The sequence below is a fragment of the Cupriavidus sp. D384 genome (assembly GCF_001652915.1).
In the GTDB taxonomy this organism is placed as follows: domain Bacteria; phylum Pseudomonadota; class Gammaproteobacteria; order Burkholderiales; family Burkholderiaceae; genus Cupriavidus.
This window is the reverse complement of sequence record NZ_BBQI01000090.1, coordinates 356,069-372,157: the sequence shown is the minus strand read 5'-3', so window position 1 is coordinate 372,157 and position 16,089 is coordinate 356,069. Positions and strand designations below refer to the sequence as shown.

Genomic DNA, 16,089 nt, shown 5'->3' with positions numbered 1-16,089 from the left:
CGTTTCAGCGCAGGAACACCCCGAGCCCTTCGTGGTCGTAATACTCCAGCCACACCCGGTCGCTCGCAAATGCCGCCTGCGAGATCGTGCCCGGTGTGGCGTTCTCGTTATGGAGCGTGAACGTGAAGACGTCGCCGTCCCAGTGTGTCAGTGACAGGGTCAGCGGCCTGGCGCCCAGCGTCATGACCAGTGCGCCGCCCTGTTCGGTGACCTGCAGCGGGCCGTAGTAGTCGTTGCGATAGGTGCCGGTGTAGGTCGACAGCGCCCGCGCCGGCAGCGGGCTGGCCGGCGGCGACTGGCCCACCAGACGGCCTTCGGGCAGCAGCAGCGGCGCCAGGGCATCGGTGAAGATGGCCCCCCAGTCGCGGCGGAAGGCGCCGTATTGCACCAGGTCGAAAAACTGCGCGTTCAGCGTCTCGGGGATGCCGATGGGGTAGCCGTTGGTCAGCGTGACGATGGCCAGGTTCAGCGCCGGCACGACGGTAAAGCTGGTGGCGGCACCCACGGCAAACGCGCCCGAATGGCTGTAGGACGTCAGGCCCAGTTCGGTGGTGCCGACATTGAAGCCGTAGCCGTACCAGCTTGCCGGGCGGCCGTTGGCGGGCGGGCCGCTTTGCATCTGCTGCGCCAGTGCGGGTGCCAGGGCCGCTGCATCGACGATGCGCTGGCCGGCAAACTCGCCCGTCGCCAGCAGCATGATCAGCCATTTTGCCAGGTCGTTGACTGACGAACTGACGCCGCCCGCCGGCGATTGCGCATCGGGCATGGTTCCCATGCCCTGCACCCAGGCGCCGTTGACCTTGACATGGCCGAGCGCGCGGTTGTCGCGGGCAGCAAAATCTGCGTAGCGCGAACTGGTGCGCATCATGCCCAGCGGCTGGTAGATGGCCTGCTCCGACAGCGTGGCCCAGTCGATGCCGGCTGCGGTTGCCACGGCCTCGGCCCCGGCCGTCATGCCGAAATTGGTGTACGCGTACGCGGTGCGCAACGGGTGCACGGGCAGGAAGCGCAGGCGCGTCAATACTTCGCGGCGGTCGTAGCCCATGTCTTCGAGCCGGTCGCCCGCATGGTCGGGCAGCCCCGAACGATGCGCGTAGAAGTCGCCGACGGTCACGGCCTGTGTGGAATCGGCATCCGACAGTGCAAACCAGGGCAACTGCGCGATGACGGGCGTGTCCCACTGGATGCTGCCGCGCCCCACCTGACGCGCCACCACCGTGGCGCCGATGGGCTTGGATACCGACGCCAGCTGGAACACGGTGTCGGCATCGACGGGCGCTGGATCGGTCACCAGCCGCCGTCCGAACCCCCTGGCATACACGGTCTGGTTGCCGCGTACCACGGCAATGGCCATGCCGGGCACGCCGGAGCTGGTCATCAGGTTGGCAGCCAGTGTGTCGACCTGGGCGATGGCCTGGGTGATCTGTGCCTCGGGCACGGGAGCAGGGGCGGGCGCCGGTGCAGGGGCCGGGTCGTCGCTGCCGCCACAGGCGGGCAGGGTGGGGACCAGCGCGCCGGTCAGGGCGGCGCCCAGGAAGCGGCGACGATCTTGCAGTTTGCCCACGGCGGTTCTCCTTGCTGGCAATGCTCGAAGTGCGGAAAGTGCTGCGGATGCGCGTCGCGCGCAGACAGACAAGAACCACTGTAGGCGACACTGGCCGGTGCCGGATGTGCCGTGCCCAACGTAGGCGCCCGCTGCTGGCGCCGATCTGTTTCATTTCCGTTACGATTCGTTGCAATGCCGGATCCGCGAGCCGGGGTGCCGGCCCTATGCTTCAGGCATCACCGTGCCCTGAGGAGAGGCTCGTCATGAAAATCAGAAGCCCGCTTGATCTGGCGAAAATCCTGGCCGTACTACCGGCTTCGTTTATTGTCGTCGCGTGCGGCGGCGGAGACGGCGGCGGCAGCGACAACACGACTTCCACCAATGGCACGCTGCATGTGTCAATGACCGATGCCCCGGCCTGCGGCTTCGACCACGTCTTTGTCACGGTCAGCAAGGTGCGCGTGAATGCGAGCAACTCGGCGGGCGACAACGATGGTGGCTGGACAGATATCGCGCTGGCGACGCCGCAGCGGGTCGACCTGTTGTCGCTGACGAACGGCGTGCTGTTCGATCTGGGGCGGGCGCCGCTGCCGGCCGGCCAGTACCAGCAGGTGCGCCTGGTGCTGAGCGCCAACCAGGGCAATTCGCTGGCGAATGCAGTGGTGGTGTCCGGAACGACTGCCGAACTGCCGCTGGCTACGCCCAGCGCCACGCAGAGCGGGTACAAGATCATCCAGCCATTCACGGTGCCGGCCAATACGCTGGTCGACCTGATCCTGGACTTCAACGCCTGCAAGTCCATCGTCCAGCAGGGCAACGGCGGATATAGCCTGAAGCCCGTGGTCACCGCCACGCCGATGACGGTCAGCGGTTCGATCACCGGCTTTGTGGCGACTGCGCAGGCTGGGGCCACCGTCTACGCGGAGCAGAACGGCAAGATCGTGCGTGGCACCGTGGCCGATGCCAGCGGGAAGTTCGTGCTGACGCCGCTTGTGCAAAGCAGCACCGGCGGTAACTATGACGTGGTCATCGTCGACAACAAGCTGCCGTCCGGCCACGCCACCGGCATCATCGGTGCCGTGCCGGTCACCGCCAGCGCCACGACATCGGTCGCCACGGCTGCGTCGCCAATCACGCTGCCGGCATCGACGACCAATACGGTGTCGGGCACGGCCACGGCGTCGGCGCAGGCTGCCGTGCGCGCGCTGCAGACCATCGGGTCGGTGTCGTACGAAATTGCCTCGGCCAATGCCAACCTCGATACGGGCGCCTATTCGCTGGCATTGCCGGCCGCCGCGCCGCTGTTCGGCACCTACAGTACGACGTTGCCGATCACGCTGTCCGCCGTGTCATCCGCCGCCGGCCAGTATTCGGTGCAGGCCACCAGCACGGGCGGGGCGACACAGACCAATAACGTCAACGTATTCAATGGCGGCCAGTCCGGCGTCAACTTCAGTTTTTAAAACAGGCGACTGACACGGGCATTTGCCCTGCATACCATGAAAACCATCCTCATCATGATTGTCACCGGCGTGACGCTGCTTGGCGGCTGCGCCTATTACGTGCCCGACCATGGGCCGGCCGCCCATCCGCAAGGCGGCCCAGGCAACGGATTCTGCCCGCCGGGCCAGGCCAAGAAGGGCAACTGCTGATCCTTGCCGCTGCCAGCGGCCACGACGGCCGGTCCTCTGACCGGCCGTTTCCTTGTTGCCGCGCAGCAGCGTAGTGCAAACGAGAAGCGGCGGCTTCAGTGCAACCATTCGTAACCGCCGCTATTGACGCCGATCAGGCGCGCCGGGCGGTCAGCCACTTGTCGGTGGTCAGCGGTTCGGTGCAGATGCGTACCTCGCCGATCTGGCCCAGGAAGCCGTTGGACGGCGCGTTGTTGTAGACGCCGCCGCCGATGAACATGCGGCTGGCGGCCGTGACGAAGGCGATGCCGCGCGTATTCGACGCGTTGCGCAGCACCGGGGCGCCTTCCACGTACATCACCGTCTCGTTGGTCGCGGGATCGTTCACCACGGCCACATGCACCCATTTGCCTGCAATGATCTCGCCCGACCAGTTGGCGGCGGGGTTCTTTGTGCCGGTGGTGCTGGGCGTCACCTCCCATTGCACTTCGCGCAGGCTGGAGATCGCGAAGATCAGCGGGCTTTCGCTGGCGTCGCCGCTGCCAAAGCCGGTAACGTTACCGCGCCGGCCTTCGCGCTCCATGATGTTCATCCACGCGTTGTTGGCGGCCGTCCACGTGGCCGGCAGCTTGATGAACGCCTCGACCGTATAGCCGGTGTCGAAGGTCAGCGCGTTGATCGCCGCGGTGGTCTGCGTGGCGAAGTAGCTCATGCGCGTCGGCGAATTGGTCGAATTCGAGAACATGACGCTGCCCGGTGCGGCCGACAGGTAGTGGTGGTCGTTGGACCACGTCATGTCGCCGAGCTGGGCGGCGCCGCCATTGGCCAGCGCTTCGCGCGCCACCGGGTTGGCACCCGTCACGTCGTCGATGACCTGGCCCACCGGCACGGCGGCGCCATCGGTGCCGCCGAAGAAGCGCCAGTGCGCCACGGTGGATGCCACCAGCGGATAGTCGTTCACATCGGCCGCGGGCTTCTTGTCGGTGATGGTCGGCTCGTTGTAGTTGGCGAGGATGGCCGCCTTGGCGCGGACGTTGATCGGGTCGTTGCCGGCGGCCGGGATCACGAAGCCGGGGTTGAAGCGGGCAAAGCGCGTGCGGAAATCGAAATCGATCTCGAACTGCTGGTTGCCTTCGGTCAGCACCGCCACGTCGAATTCGTTCAGCGTGCTGCTGGGCTTCTGCGGCACCCACGGCGAGAACGACAGGATCTTGATCTTGTTGTTGGTCAGGTCGAACTCGTACAGGCGCATCAGGCCGTTACCGCCCATATAGGCCATCTGGTAGTCGACCACCATTTCCTCGACCGGATTGCCGAAATTGTTCACCTTGGTCAGGTGCGCGGCGCCGTGGTAGTGGCCGTTCAGCGTCATGAAGATCTGGTCGTTGTCCTTGATCAGCTTTTCCCAGAGCATCAGGCCGTACGGCACTTCGAGCGGCGTCACGCCATCGGGGCCGATATTGAGCAGCTGGTGCGTGGACAGGATCACCGGCACCTTCGGGTGATCGGCCAGTACCTGGCGCGCCCACGTGATGGCCGCGTCAGAGGCGCGCCACGACATCGACAGCACCATGAACTGATTGCCGTCGACGTCGAACAGGTGGTACTCATGGAAGCCGGACGGATCGCGGCCACCGAAGGTGGTCTGGCGCTGCGCGCGCGTGGTGGGGAACGTCTTCAGGTACGGCTCGTTGGCAAGGTTGCGCTGGGCATCGGTGTTCGATGCCTGGCTGCTGGCATTCACGTAGTCCACATCCGAGATCACATCGTGGTTGCCGGCCAGGATGGAGTAGGGCGCGTTGGCGCGCTCCAGCACGTTCATGGCCTCGTCCGCGATCTGCCACTGCAGCGGCTTGCCCTGCTGGTCCACCACGTCGCCCAGATGGATCGTGAACGGAATGCGGAAGCTGGCGGCGTTCTGCGTGATCCACTTGGTCTGGGCCAGGAATGGCGTGGAACCGTACTTGCGCTGGAACTGCAGGTTCTCGTCGGTGGTGGCGTAGCGCGAGTAAAACTGCGTATCGGGCAGCACGGCCAGCGCAAAGCTTGAAACCTTGCCCGCTGGCGTCGTGCCGCCGGGGGCGGTGGCGCCGGGCGTGGCCGATGATCCTGCCGGCGCATCGTCGCCGCCACCGCAGGCGGCCAGCAAGGCTGCCGAACCGCCCAGGGACATGCCCAGGCCAGCGCGCAGCAACAGGCGGCGCTGACGGTCTGGAATCCCTTCGAGCGCACGGGTGTCGAGCGGCAGTGCAGGGGTGTACGGCTTCTTGCTGGTCATGACGGCGTTCCTCGGTCTTGCGTTCTTGAAAAGCGGCAAGTGTCTGGAATCTGCGTGACATGGCGTTGATGGAAATGTGACGAAATCGTTGCGGCGCTGCGCACAGGCAACCACCCGACGCGCCGCAAACGGGCGTCGCAATGTGTCTGCGTGTCTCATACAACTTCCCCCGGAGCCGCTTGTCTCCCAATGCAGGGATAACACCGAGAAAACCGGAGACGAAGGCAAATACATCACAACGTGATGCTAAATGTAAGGTTGATGGAAGCTTCATGAAAGGCCCTTGGAAGACATCGTTTGTAGATTTCCGCTTGACCCGCATGCGCGGGCAATGAAGGAGACAAACGATGTTCGATCGCCGTATCCAACCCTCGCAGCACGACTGCAGGAGGGCCGACCAATGAGCCAGGCACATCGCTTCAAGAAGGACTACTACGGTGGTGCGCTGATGGTGCTCGTCGGTCTGGCCGCCGTGGCCGCCGGCCTGCAGTACCACACCGGCACGCTCAGCCGCATGGGCCCCGGATTCTTCCCTGTTGCCGTGGGCGCGCTGCTGGCATTTGTTGGCGTGCTGATCGCCAGTTCTGCACGGGGTCAGTCGGCATCGCAGGCGGAACAGCCCGCAGGGCACGGTCACGGCCATGCGGCCCCCGACCTGCGCGGCACGGTCTGCATCGTGCTGGGCACCCTGGCGTTCCTGCTGTTCGGCGTGTACGGCGGCATGATTCCGGCCACGTTTGCCATCGTCTTTATTTCCGCGCTCGGTGATCGCAACAACAACATCAAGCAGGCGGCTGCTCTGGCCGTGGCGATGTGCGTGATTGCCGCAGCGGTGTTCTCGTGGCTGCTGCAGATCCAGTTGCCGTTGTTTACCTGGGGGGGCTGAGCCATGGTTTCCAATGCCTTGCATGATCTCTGGTTCGGCTTCGGCGTAGCGTTCCAGGGCAGCAACCTGATGTGGTCGTTCTTTGGCGTGCTGGTCGGCAACCTGATCGGCGTGCTGCCCGGCATGGGCGCGCTGTCGGCCATCTCGATCCTGCTGCCGCTGACGTACGTAATGCATCCGGTGCCTGCCATCCTGATGCTGGCCGGCATCTTCTACGGATCGCAGTACGGCGGCGCCATCGGCGCCATCCTGCTCAACCTGCCGTCGCACCCGCCGCACGCGGTGACGTGCCTGGACGGCTATCCGATGACGCGCGCAGGCAAGGGCGGTACCGCGCTGGGCATCACGATGATCTGCTCGTTCTTTGCGGCATCGGTGGGCATCCTGGTGATGATCTTCGCGTCGCCGCTGCTGACCGCCATCGCATTCAAGTTCGGCCCGGCGGAGATTTTCTCGATCATGCTGCTGGGGCTGCTGGCCGGATCGACCATGTCGCGCGGATCGCCGCTCAAGGGCGTGGCGATGACGCTGTTCGGCCTGCTGTGCGGCGTGGTGGGTACCGACGTGAACACCGGTACGTTCCGTTTTGCGCTGGGGATTCCCGAGCTGAGCGACGGCCTGGAACTGGTGGCGATCGCCATGGGCCTGTTCGGCGTGGCCGACTTCATCCTGAACGTCAACCGCATGACCGCCGTGACCAGCAATGCCAAGCTGCGTATCCGCGACATGCGTCCGAGCATGGCCGAGCTGAAGCAGGCGTTCTGGCCGATGGTGCGTGGCACTGGCGTGGGCACGCTGTTCGGCGCCATGCCGGGCACCGGCCCGACCATCACCACGTTCGTGGCCTATGCGCTGGAGCGCAAGATCTCGAAGACGCCCGAGAAGTTCGGCACGGGCATGATCGCTGGCGTGGCCGCGCCCGAGGCATCGTCGCATTCGAAGACGCAGGTCGACTTCATCCCGACGATGAGCCTGGGCATTCCCGGCGACGCGGTGATGGCGCTGATCCTGGGCGCGCTGATGATCCAGGGCATTGCCCCGGGTCCGCAGCTGATCAGCGATCACCCGGACATCTTCTGGGGCCTGATCGCCAGCTTCTGGATCGGCAACGTGATCCTGATGATCCTGAACGTGCCGATGATCGGCGTGTGGGTCAAGCTGCTGCAGGTGCCGTATCGCTACTTGTTCCCGTCGGCCATGTTCTTTATCGCGGTGGGCGTGTTCAGCACGCAGAGCAGCCTGTTCCAGATCTGGGAAGTGCTGGCTTTCGGCCTGATCGGCGCATTGCTGATGTACCTGGAGTTCTCGGTGGCGCCGATCCTGCTGGGCTTCGTGCTGGGACCGATGGTCGAGGAGAACTTCCGCCGTGCGCTGCTGCTGTCGCGTGGTGACCTGTCGGTCTTTATCCAGCGCCCGATCAGTTGCACCTTCGTGGTGATCTCGGTGCTGCTGGTGACGGCGGTGACGTGGTCGGCATGGCGCGGTCGCGGCGGAAAGAGCAAGCCGGTGGTCGAGGTGCCCGATTCCGGCCTGGCCGTGAACGAATAAGAAAACAGGGGTCTCAAGACGGTGCCGGGCGCTGCGCAAGCAGCGCCCGTTTTCTTTGGTGCCGCCCGAGGCCGTCGCCGGATCGATGTTGCGGTTCCCGGGGCGGGGCAGGGCATCGCGCTGTGCAGCGACATCGTGGTGGCCGGCCTGCCAGACCGTGGCGCGCTTCGCAAGGCACATTCCCATGCGCTGCCCGGGTGCCGGCCTGACGGGCGGCAGCGCATGCGGGTTTTTGCCTAACCATTCGTAAGATCCCGTGCATTGAGCCGCGTGCGCTGCGGGTCTAGAATGTCGCGATCGCCTGCCGGGCGGATGCATCACATGCGGGTGCACTCCACTGCCCGGTGGCACACAAAAGGTACTAGCGGGACGCGCGCCAGCCTTCGGGCGCGGCATGACCACGACGATCCCGCAGCCCAGGAGACTTGTGTATGGAACACGCTGCGGCCGCCCGGCCATCGCGCACCGCGAATCCCAATGCGGCACCGACCACGGTGCCCAAGGTGCGGCTCTATGTGGAGCGTCCCGAAGAGAAGAAGGAAGACTGGTTCGTCAATGTCGGCCACGTGACCGAGCGCGGGCGCTGGAAGACCGAGCCGCACGCGCATCCGGCCTATGGCCAGGTGATCTTCGTGCGCAGCGGCAAGGGCGTGATGAACCTGGAGGGCAGCAGTGTGGCATTCGAAGGCCCGTGCGCGCTGCTGCTACCCACCGAGTGCGTACACGGGCTGGACTACGAGATCGATGTCGACCGCTGGGTGGTGACCATCGAGGTCACCTACCTGGCGCAGCTCAATGCCAAGCTGCAGGCGTTCGTGCAGCTCTGGTCGTCGCCGCGCATGATTTCACTGGCGTATTCTGCCGATGCAGAGATCGAGTTCCACCGGCTGATCCGCAGCCTGGAGCAGGAAATCCAGTCGCAGTCGGTGGGCCATGTGGTGGGCACCGAGGCGTTGCTGACCACGCTGCTGCTGATGCTGCTGCGCGGCACCACGCTGGACATGGCGGGGGGCGATGGCACGGCACGGCACGACGTCCGTCTGGCCGAGCGCTTCCGCGAACTGATCGACCAGCACTACCGGGACAACCTGTCGCTGCAGGACTATGCATCGAAGCTGGCCGTGTCGCCGGTGCAGCTGCGTGCCGCGTGCGCGTCGGCCACGGGGCAGAGCCCGACCAAGCTGATCCATGCGCGCATCGTCACCGAAGCCAAGCGCAGCCTGATCTTCGGTGACATGTCCGTGGAGCAGATCGCGTTCTGGCTCGGTTTTGCCGATGCCGCCTACTTCACGCGCTTTTTCCGCAAGGAAGTGGGCCAGGCGCCGAGCCAGTTCCGCATTGCAGCGCGCCAGCAGCCTACTTCACAAAAGTCAGGCTGACGGGCGAGGGCACTTCGGCGGCATGGCCGGTATCGGTCAGCTTGCCGGAAGCGGGGTCGACGGCAAACACGCTGACCCTGCCGCTGCGCTGGTTGGCGACCAGCATCCACTTGCCGGAGTCATGGATGGCGAAGTGCCAGGGCCGTTCACCGCCCGATGGCACGCGCTGCACCAGCGACAGCTCTCCCGAGCCGGCGGCGACGCGATAGACCACCATCGTGTTTTCGCCCCGATCCGCCACGTAGACATGGCGGCCATCGCGGCTGACTGCGAGTTCCGCACCACTCCTGACCCCTTCGAAGGCGGTGCTGCTGACCGCTTGCGTCTGCACCGCCGTCAGCGTGCCGCGTGCGGCGTCCCAGCGTAGCGTGACGATTTCGGCGGTCAGTTCGCTGAGCAGGTAGGCAATGCGTCCGTCGGCCCCGAACGCCATATGCCGCGGGCCGCTGCCGGGCGTGGCGACGAACGGCGCCGGATTGGCCGCGTCGTCGCGCGACAGCTCGTGCGTGGCCCGGTCGAAGCCGTACACAAACACGCGATCGGCGCCCAGATCGGATACCAGCGCAAAGCGCCCCGAAGGGTCGATGACGATGCCGTGCGCGTGCGCGCTGGTCTGGCGCCGATGCGGCCCCGAGCCCGTTTCCTTGATGGTCGAGACGCGCGCGCCCAGGCTGCCATCGGGTTGCACGGCAATGCTCGACGACGACCCGCCCCCGAAATTGGCCGCGAGCAGCGTCATCGACGGCACATCCAGCGACAGATAAGTGGTGCCGCTGCCGCCGCTGGCTACCTCGTTGATGCGCGTCAGCGCGCCGGTCTGCCGGTGCACGGCAAACGCGGTCACGCTGCCTTCGCGCGTGTTGTCGTCGTCCACCGCATAGAGCACCGGCAGCTTCGGATGTGCAAGCGTCCAGGTGGAGCGCAGCCCTTCGGCCACGGTGCCAAGCGCGCCCAGCGTGCCGGTGGCGGCGTCGAAGCGCAGCGTGCGGATCTGGCGCTCCTGCATGCCGACATAGACCAGTTCGCCTTGTGCGGCGCCCGGCGGGCCTGGCGCCGGAGAGGCGGCCAGCAGCGGCGCCACGGGTATGCCCGATACGGCCAGCGCCGCCAGCGCGCCGCACCGCTTCAAGGTCTGCCTGCGGGAAATCAGCGTCATTGTTCTTTTCGTGTGGTGTCAGGGTGATTTCAGCGCGAGAAGCGTAGGCCACGCCTGGCCGTGCGTCCTTGCACAAAACGCAGCTTTGCTGGCACTTCCTGTCCGGCTCAGGGATGACCCCTAGCCGCGCGCGTGGGCCTGTGGCGGCCATTGTGCCCCGACTTCGCGTCCGTTCACAAAAGTCCCAGTGAATCTCTGTTTTGTGTAGGGACGCGGCGCTGCGTGCTCAATATTCTTGCTCTCCATCGAGACGACGCGTCCGGTGCCAGCCCCGTGATCTGGTGCGGCGGACGCGAGATACCCAAAGGAGAAGCAGTTGGCAAAGAAAGTCCCGCTCAAGATCGCGATTGCCGAGCACCCGCATACCTCGGCCATCCGCAACGGCACCATTCCCATCGAAGGCGTGGATGCCGAATTCATCACGGTGCAGCCGCAGATCGGCGCCTTCCGCCGCATGGTGCGCGATGTCGAGTTCGATGTCTGCGAACTGGCGCCCACCACCTACATCATTGCCCGTGCCTACGGCGCGCCGTTCGTGGCGCTGCCGGTCTTCGTGGTGCGCCGCTTCCACCACGGCGGGCTGCTGGTGCGGCCCGATGCCGGCATCCGGCATCCGAAAGACCTCGAAGGCAAGCAGGTGGGCGTGCGCGCCTACTCGGTGACCACCGGCGTATGGACGCGCCAGGTGCTGATCGACGAATTCGGGCTCGATGCCTCGAAGGTGACCTGGGTGGTCGATGACGAAGAGCACGTGACGCAGCTGGAGCTGCCGTCGAACGTGATCCACGCCCCGGCTGGCAAATCGCTGGCCGACATGATGGCCAGCGGCGAACTGGTGGCCGGCTTTGCGGCAGCGGCCGGCATCGGGCGCACCGGCGCGCCGACCGGCGGCTGGAAGGAAGTCGAGGCCGATTACCCGGACCTGCTGCCCAACGCGGCCGAACTGGAATCGGAGTACTACGCGCGTACCGGCGTCTATCCGATGCACGGGACCATCGTGGTCAAGGATTCGGTGCTGGCCGAGCACCCGTGGATTGCCAGGTCGATCTACGACGCCTTTGCGCAGGCCAAGCAGGAATGGCTGGCCCGGCTCGATGCCGGCGAGGCCACCAGCGCCAGCGACAGGAAGTATCTGGAACTTCGCAAGATCGTCGGCCACGATCCGCTGCCCTACGGCCTGCCGGAAAACATCAAGACCATCGAAACGCTCGAAGCCACGGCTTTCAAGCAGGGCCTGACCCCGCGCCGCATGGCTGTCCACGAACTGTTCGTGGACCCGCTGGCCCGCTGAACCCATACGGAAACGCATCATGATCATCGACTGCCACGGTCATTTCACGACCGTCCCCGCATCGTTCCGCGCCTGGCGCGCCAAACAGGTGGATAGCGCCGACGACATCGCCAACGCGCCGCCGCTGTCGGGCGCGCATGTGTCCGACGACGAAATCCGCGAAGGCGTTGGCAACGGCCAGCTTCGACTGCAGAAGGAGCGCGGCAGCGACCTTACGCTGTTCTCGCCGATTGCCGGCCTGATGAGCCACCACCTGGGCAACGAGCGCACCAGCCTGGAGTGGGCCGAGATCTCGAACGATCTGGTCTACCGCGTCACCGAGATGTACCCCGACAACTTCGCGCCGGTGTGCCAGTTGCCGCAGTCGCCCGGCGCCGATCCGGCCAACTGCGTTCCCGAACTGCGCCGCTGCGTGGAGCAGCTGGGCTTTGTCGGCTGCAACCTGAATCCCGACCCGTCGGGCGGCTACTGGACCGGCAAGCCGATGACCGACCGCTCGTGGTATCCGCTCTACGAGGCACTGGTCGACCTGGACGTGCCGGCCATGATCCACGTGGCGGCGTCGTGCAACCCGTGCGCCCATGGCACGGGCGCGCACTACCTGAACGCCGATACGTCGGTCTTCATGCAGCTGCTGCAGGGCGACCTGTTCAAGGACTTTCCCACGCTGCGCCTCGTGATTCCGCACGGTGGCGGTGCGGTGCCTTACCACTGGGGCCGATATCGCGGCATGTCGCTGGAAATGCGCGAGCGTCCGCTGGAAGGGCTGCTCGACAACGTGTTCTTCGATTCGTGTGTCTACCACCACCCCGGCGTGGAACTGCTGACCAAGGTGATTCCGTCCAGCAACGTGCTGTTCGGCTCGGAGATGATCGGCGCGGTGCGCGGCAAGGACCCCGACACCGGCCACAACTTCGACGACACCAAGCGCTATCTGGACGCCTGCGCGGCGCTCAGCGATGCCGACCGCTACAACATCTTCGAAGGCAATGCGCGCCGCGTGTACCCGCGCCTGGATGCCCGCCTGAAGGCACGCGCCAAGCAGGGAGCCCTGGCATGACATCGCAACAGATCATCGATATCCACCCGCACATCATTTCCGACGACGAGGAACGGTATCCGCCGGCACCGCTGTTCGGCAAGCGCTCGGAATGGTCGAAGGAGCGGCCCACCACGGTCCAGACGCTGATCGCCGCGATGGATGCGGCTGGCGTTGCCAGGGCCGCGGTGGTGCATTCGTCCACCACGTACGGCTTCGACAACAGCTACGTGGTGGACGGCTGCAACCAGTATGCCGGGCGGCTGGTCGCGGTGGGCTCGGTCGACGTGCTGCAGCCCGACGCGCCGCAGCGCATCCGCGAGTGGGTGGAGCGCGGCCTGGCCGGCCTGCGCCTGTTCACGGGCGGCAGCACCAAGGACTTCGATCCGAGCGAACTGGACGATCCGCGCGCGTTTCCGGCCTGGGAGATGTGTGGCGAACTGGGGCTGACGATGTGCATCCAGACCGGTCCGGTGGGGCTGCCGCAGGTGACGGCGCTGGCGAAGCGCTTTCCCACGGTGCGCATCCTGCTCGATCACCTGGGCCGTCCCGAAGTGGCCGACGGCCCGCCGTATGCGAACGCGCAAAGCCTGTTCGACCTGGCGGCGCTGGAGAACATCTACCTGAAGCTCACGCCGCGCATCTTCGGCGATGTGAAGAAGGAGCGCGCCAGCGCCGAGACGTTCTTCCCGCGCGTGGTGGAGGCCTTTGGCGCGGGACGGCTTGCCTGGGGATCGAACTTCCCGACCTCGCCGGGCACGCTGGCCGAGATCCTGGCAACGGCGCGCGAAGGGCTGGCCTGCCTGAACGAGACCGAGCGCGCGTGGATCTTTGGCAAGACCGCGCAAAAGCTCTATCCGGGCCTGGCCTGATCTGCCCGCCCTTGCGGGGCGGCAGCGCAGCAGGGGCAGGCCGCCGCCGATGGCGGCCTGCATGAAGCATCGCAGTGCATTCCAAATAGAAGACATGGAGACAACCCAATCAACGCGGTCGGCATCGGCATCGTCATCGACCCAGCCGCCACAGCAGGCGCTGAGCCGGTGGACGATTCTGGCGCTGCTCGCCACCGGCGTACTGATTTCCTTTGTCGACCGCACCAGTATCGCGTCGGCACTGGCCGATACGGCCTTCGTCAGGGAGTTCGGGCTGTCCAGCGTGGATCGCGGCTGGATCAACTCGGCCTTCTTCTGGTCGTACGGCCTGTTCCAGGTGCCGATGGGCTGGGTGGCCGACCGCTATGGCGTGAAATGGCCCTACGCGCTGTGCTTTGCCGCCTGGTGCGTGGCAACGGCGCTGATGGGCGCGGTCACCGCGCTGGCAGGGCTGGTGGCGATGCGGCTGGTCATCGGCATGGCCGAGGCCATCGTCATTCCGGCCAGCTACCGCTGGATCCGCAACAACTTCGACGAAAGCCAGAACGGCCTGGCCGTGGGCATCCTTGCCATGGGCAACAAGTTCGGCCCGGCCATTGGCGCACCGGTCGGAGCCTGGCTGATCGTCAACTACTCGTGGCAGTTCATGTTCGTGGCGACAGGCGTGGTGGGCCTGATCTGGCTGGCGCCGTGGCTGGTGCTGGTGCGCAACGACTTTCCGTCGAAGGCGGAGCTGGCGGTGGCGCATCGCAAGGCCAGCGCGGTGTCGCTGGGCAGCATCCTGGCAAGTCCGGTGGTGTGGGGTGGCCTGATCACGAACTTCTGCTACGGCTACTTCACGTTCTACTGCATGAGCTGGATGCCGGCCTACCTGGTGGAGCAACGCGGGCTGTCGCTCAAGGAGTCGGGCGTCTACACGTTTGTCAGCTTCGCGGGCATTGCCATCGTGGCCGCCGTGGCGGGCTGGGCCGCGGATCGGATCATCGCCCGGGGCCACGACGCGGTGCGGGTGCGCAAGATCTTCATCATCGGCGGCTTTATCGGCGGCTGCACGGTGCTGCTGGGCGCCCAGGCCAGGTCGCTGGAGATGGCGCTGTTCTGGAACGTGCTGTCGCTGTCGCTGCTGGGCCTGACCACGGCCAACAACCTGGCGCTGTCGCGCCTGACGCTGATCCCGAAACCTGCCATCGGCCTGGTGACCGGCGTGCAGCAGGTGGCTACCAGCCTGGCCGGCGGCGTGGCGGCGAGCCTGTCGGGCTGGCTGCTGCACGTGAGCGGCAGCTACGACCTGCCGATGCTGGTGATCCTGGTCTTCCTGGTGATCGGCGCGCTGGCTACCGCCATCCTGTTTCGCCCGGAATGGGCGCCACGGCTGACCGAGGCGCAGGAGCGCCCGCATGCTGCCGAGGCCTGAACACCCCTGAACCCATCAATCTTCTGAAGAATCCTTATGGCGAAAATCGTATTCGGGATGGCCGTACCGCATAGCGGCATGCTCGGCCAGGCTCCCGAGGACTGGCTCAAGAACGGCGAGCGCGACCGCGCCAACCCCGAGCTGTGGTTCCGCAACCGTACCTGGACGTACCCTGAACTGGAGGCGCACCGCGAGGCCGCCTTCGAGAAATACCTGACGCTGGAAGAGCGCACCGCGCGGGCCGCGCGCTGCCGCGTGGCGCTGGACACAATGGCCGCCGCATACCGGGAGGCCGATATCGACGTGGCGATCATCCTGGGCAAGGACCAGAAGGAAATCTTCACGGACTTCTCGCCGTCGATTGCGATCTACAGCGGCAAGGAAGTGCACAACGGCCCGCCGCAGCGCGCCGTCTACGCGCCCGATCACCATGTGGTGCACCCGTGCCATCCGCAGTTGGCGACCTACCTGATCGAATACTTCCAGCGCGAGAACTTCGACCTGACCGATCTGTTCGCCTGGCCCGACAACGTGTGGATGAAGCCGCTGCCCGAGTACCCGGTGGTGCCGCACGCGTACAGCTTTGTCTACCACCAGATCATGGGCGACAACCCGCCGCCGCATGTGCCGGTGATCATGAACTGCTTCTACCCGCCGACGCAGCCGTCGATGTCGCGTTGCATCGAGTTCGGCCGCGTGCTGCGCGATGCCATCGCGGCGTGGCCCGAAGACGTGCGGGTGGGCATCTTCGCATCGGGCGGGCTGTCGCACTTCGTCAACGACGAGGAATTCGACCACCGCATCATGAAGATGCTGGCCGATTACGACTACGACGGCCTGGCCGCCGTGGACAACCGCTCGTACCAGTCGGGCACCTCCGAGATCAAGCTCTACGTCAGCGTGATGAAGGCGCTGCAGGAAACCGGCGCCGCCATGACGCTGGTGGACTACGTGCCGTGCTGGCGCACGCCGGCCGGCACCGGCGAGGGCATGGGCTTCATGTACTGGAAGGCCTGACCGGCCTGGTTCACACATTCGTCAAGGAACAG

13 protein-coding genes are annotated in these 16,089 nt (G+C 65.7%); 10 read left to right on the top strand and 3 right to left on the bottom strand.

Annotation, left to right across the window (positions count from 1 at the left end):
* Positions 1 to 4: 4 nt before the first annotated feature.
* A complete protein-coding gene (locus A9J21_RS19445; RefSeq protein WP_066738687.1) occupies positions 5 to 1,564 on the bottom strand; it encodes a serine hydrolase in 1,560 nt (519 codons plus the stop codon).
* 245 nt (positions 1,565 to 1,809) lie between these two features.
* Here A9J21_RS19445 and A9J21_RS19440 point away from each other — a divergent pair, with 245 nt between their 5' ends.
* Both A9J21_RS19440 and A9J21_RS32025 read left to right on the top strand, forming a co-directional pair.
* Positions 1,810 to 3,009, top strand: a complete 1,200-nt coding sequence (locus A9J21_RS19440) for a DUF4382 domain-containing protein (RefSeq protein ID WP_066738686.1) — start codon at positions 1,810 to 1,812, stop codon at positions 3,007 to 3,009.
* 36 nt (positions 3,010 to 3,045) lie between these two features.
* The gene (locus A9J21_RS32025; protein WP_197497529.1) at positions 3,046 to 3,198 is read left to right on the top strand and encodes a hypothetical protein; all 153 of its coding nucleotides are present in this window, start codon (positions 3,046 to 3,048) and stop codon (positions 3,196 to 3,198) included.
* 133 nt (positions 3,199 to 3,331) lie between these two features.
* On the opposite strand, the gene A9J21_RS19435 is transcribed toward A9J21_RS32025, so the two are convergent.
* Complete coding sequence (locus A9J21_RS19435; RefSeq protein WP_082926513.1) at positions 3,332 to 5,455, bottom strand: LamG-like jellyroll fold domain-containing protein; 2,124 nt, start codon at positions 5,453 to 5,455, stop codon at positions 3,332 to 3,334.
* A gap of 400 nt (positions 5,456 to 5,855) precedes the next feature.
* Here A9J21_RS19435 and A9J21_RS19430 point away from each other — a divergent pair, with 400 nt between their 5' ends.
* The 3 genes from A9J21_RS19430 to A9J21_RS19420 all read left to right on the top strand — a co-directional run bounded on the left by A9J21_RS19430 (position 5,856) and on the right by A9J21_RS19420 (position 9,268).
* Entirely contained in the window at positions 5,856 to 6,341 is a 486-nt protein-coding gene (locus A9J21_RS19430) for a tripartite tricarboxylate transporter TctB family protein (RefSeq protein ID WP_197497528.1), read from the top strand.
* A 3-nt stretch (positions 6,342 to 6,344) separates the two neighbouring features.
* Positions 6,345 to 7,889, top strand: coding sequence for a tripartite tricarboxylate transporter permease (locus tag A9J21_RS19425; protein WP_066738684.1), 1,545 nt, complete (start codon positions 6,345 to 6,347; stop codon positions 7,887 to 7,889).
* A gap of 431 nt (positions 7,890 to 8,320) precedes the next feature.
* Positions 8,321 to 9,268, top strand: coding sequence for a helix-turn-helix domain-containing protein (locus A9J21_RS19420; protein WP_066738682.1), 948 nt, complete (start codon positions 8,321 to 8,323; stop codon positions 9,266 to 9,268).
* Here A9J21_RS19420 and A9J21_RS19415 read toward each other — a convergent pair.
* Positions 9,246 to 10,424: a lactonase family protein gene (locus A9J21_RS19415; protein ID WP_082926512.1), complete on the bottom strand. Its 1,179-nt coding sequence runs from the start codon at positions 10,422 to 10,424 to the stop codon at positions 9,246 to 9,248. The two genes, A9J21_RS19420 and A9J21_RS19415, sit on opposite strands and share 23 nt — an antisense overlap.
* Positions 10,425 to 10,740: 316 nt before the next feature.
* On the opposite strand from A9J21_RS19415, the gene A9J21_RS19410 reads away from it, so the two are divergent.
* The 5 genes from A9J21_RS19410 (at position 10,741) to A9J21_RS19390 (ending at position 16,057) form a co-directional block, all read left to right on the top strand.
* The gene (locus A9J21_RS19410) at positions 10,741 to 11,715 is read left to right on the top strand and encodes a PhnD/SsuA/transferrin family substrate-binding protein (protein WP_066738680.1); all 975 of its coding nucleotides are present in this window, start codon (positions 10,741 to 10,743) and stop codon (positions 11,713 to 11,715) included.
* A 19-nt stretch (positions 11,716 to 11,734) separates the two neighbouring features.
* Complete coding sequence (locus A9J21_RS19405; protein ID WP_066738678.1) at positions 11,735 to 12,775, top strand: amidohydrolase family protein; 1,041 nt, start codon at positions 11,735 to 11,737, stop codon at positions 12,773 to 12,775.
* Positions 12,772 to 13,626 carry an amidohydrolase gene (locus A9J21_RS19400; RefSeq protein WP_066738676.1) on the top strand — a complete coding sequence of 285 codons (855 nt, stop codon included), beginning with the start codon at positions 12,772 to 12,774 and terminating at the stop codon, positions 13,624 to 13,626. Before A9J21_RS19405 ends, A9J21_RS19400 begins: the two co-directional genes overlap by 4 nt.
* Positions 13,627 to 13,720: 94 nt before the next feature.
* Entirely contained in the window at positions 13,721 to 15,040 is a 1,320-nt protein-coding gene (locus tag A9J21_RS19395) for an MFS transporter (RefSeq protein WP_082926511.1), read from the top strand.
* A gap of 36 nt (positions 15,041 to 15,076) precedes the next feature.
* The gene (locus tag A9J21_RS19390; protein WP_066738674.1) at positions 15,077 to 16,057 is read left to right on the top strand and encodes a protocatechuate 3,4-dioxygenase; all 981 of its coding nucleotides are present in this window, start codon (positions 15,077 to 15,079) and stop codon (positions 16,055 to 16,057) included.
* Positions 16,058 to 16,089: the final 32 nt, after the last annotated feature.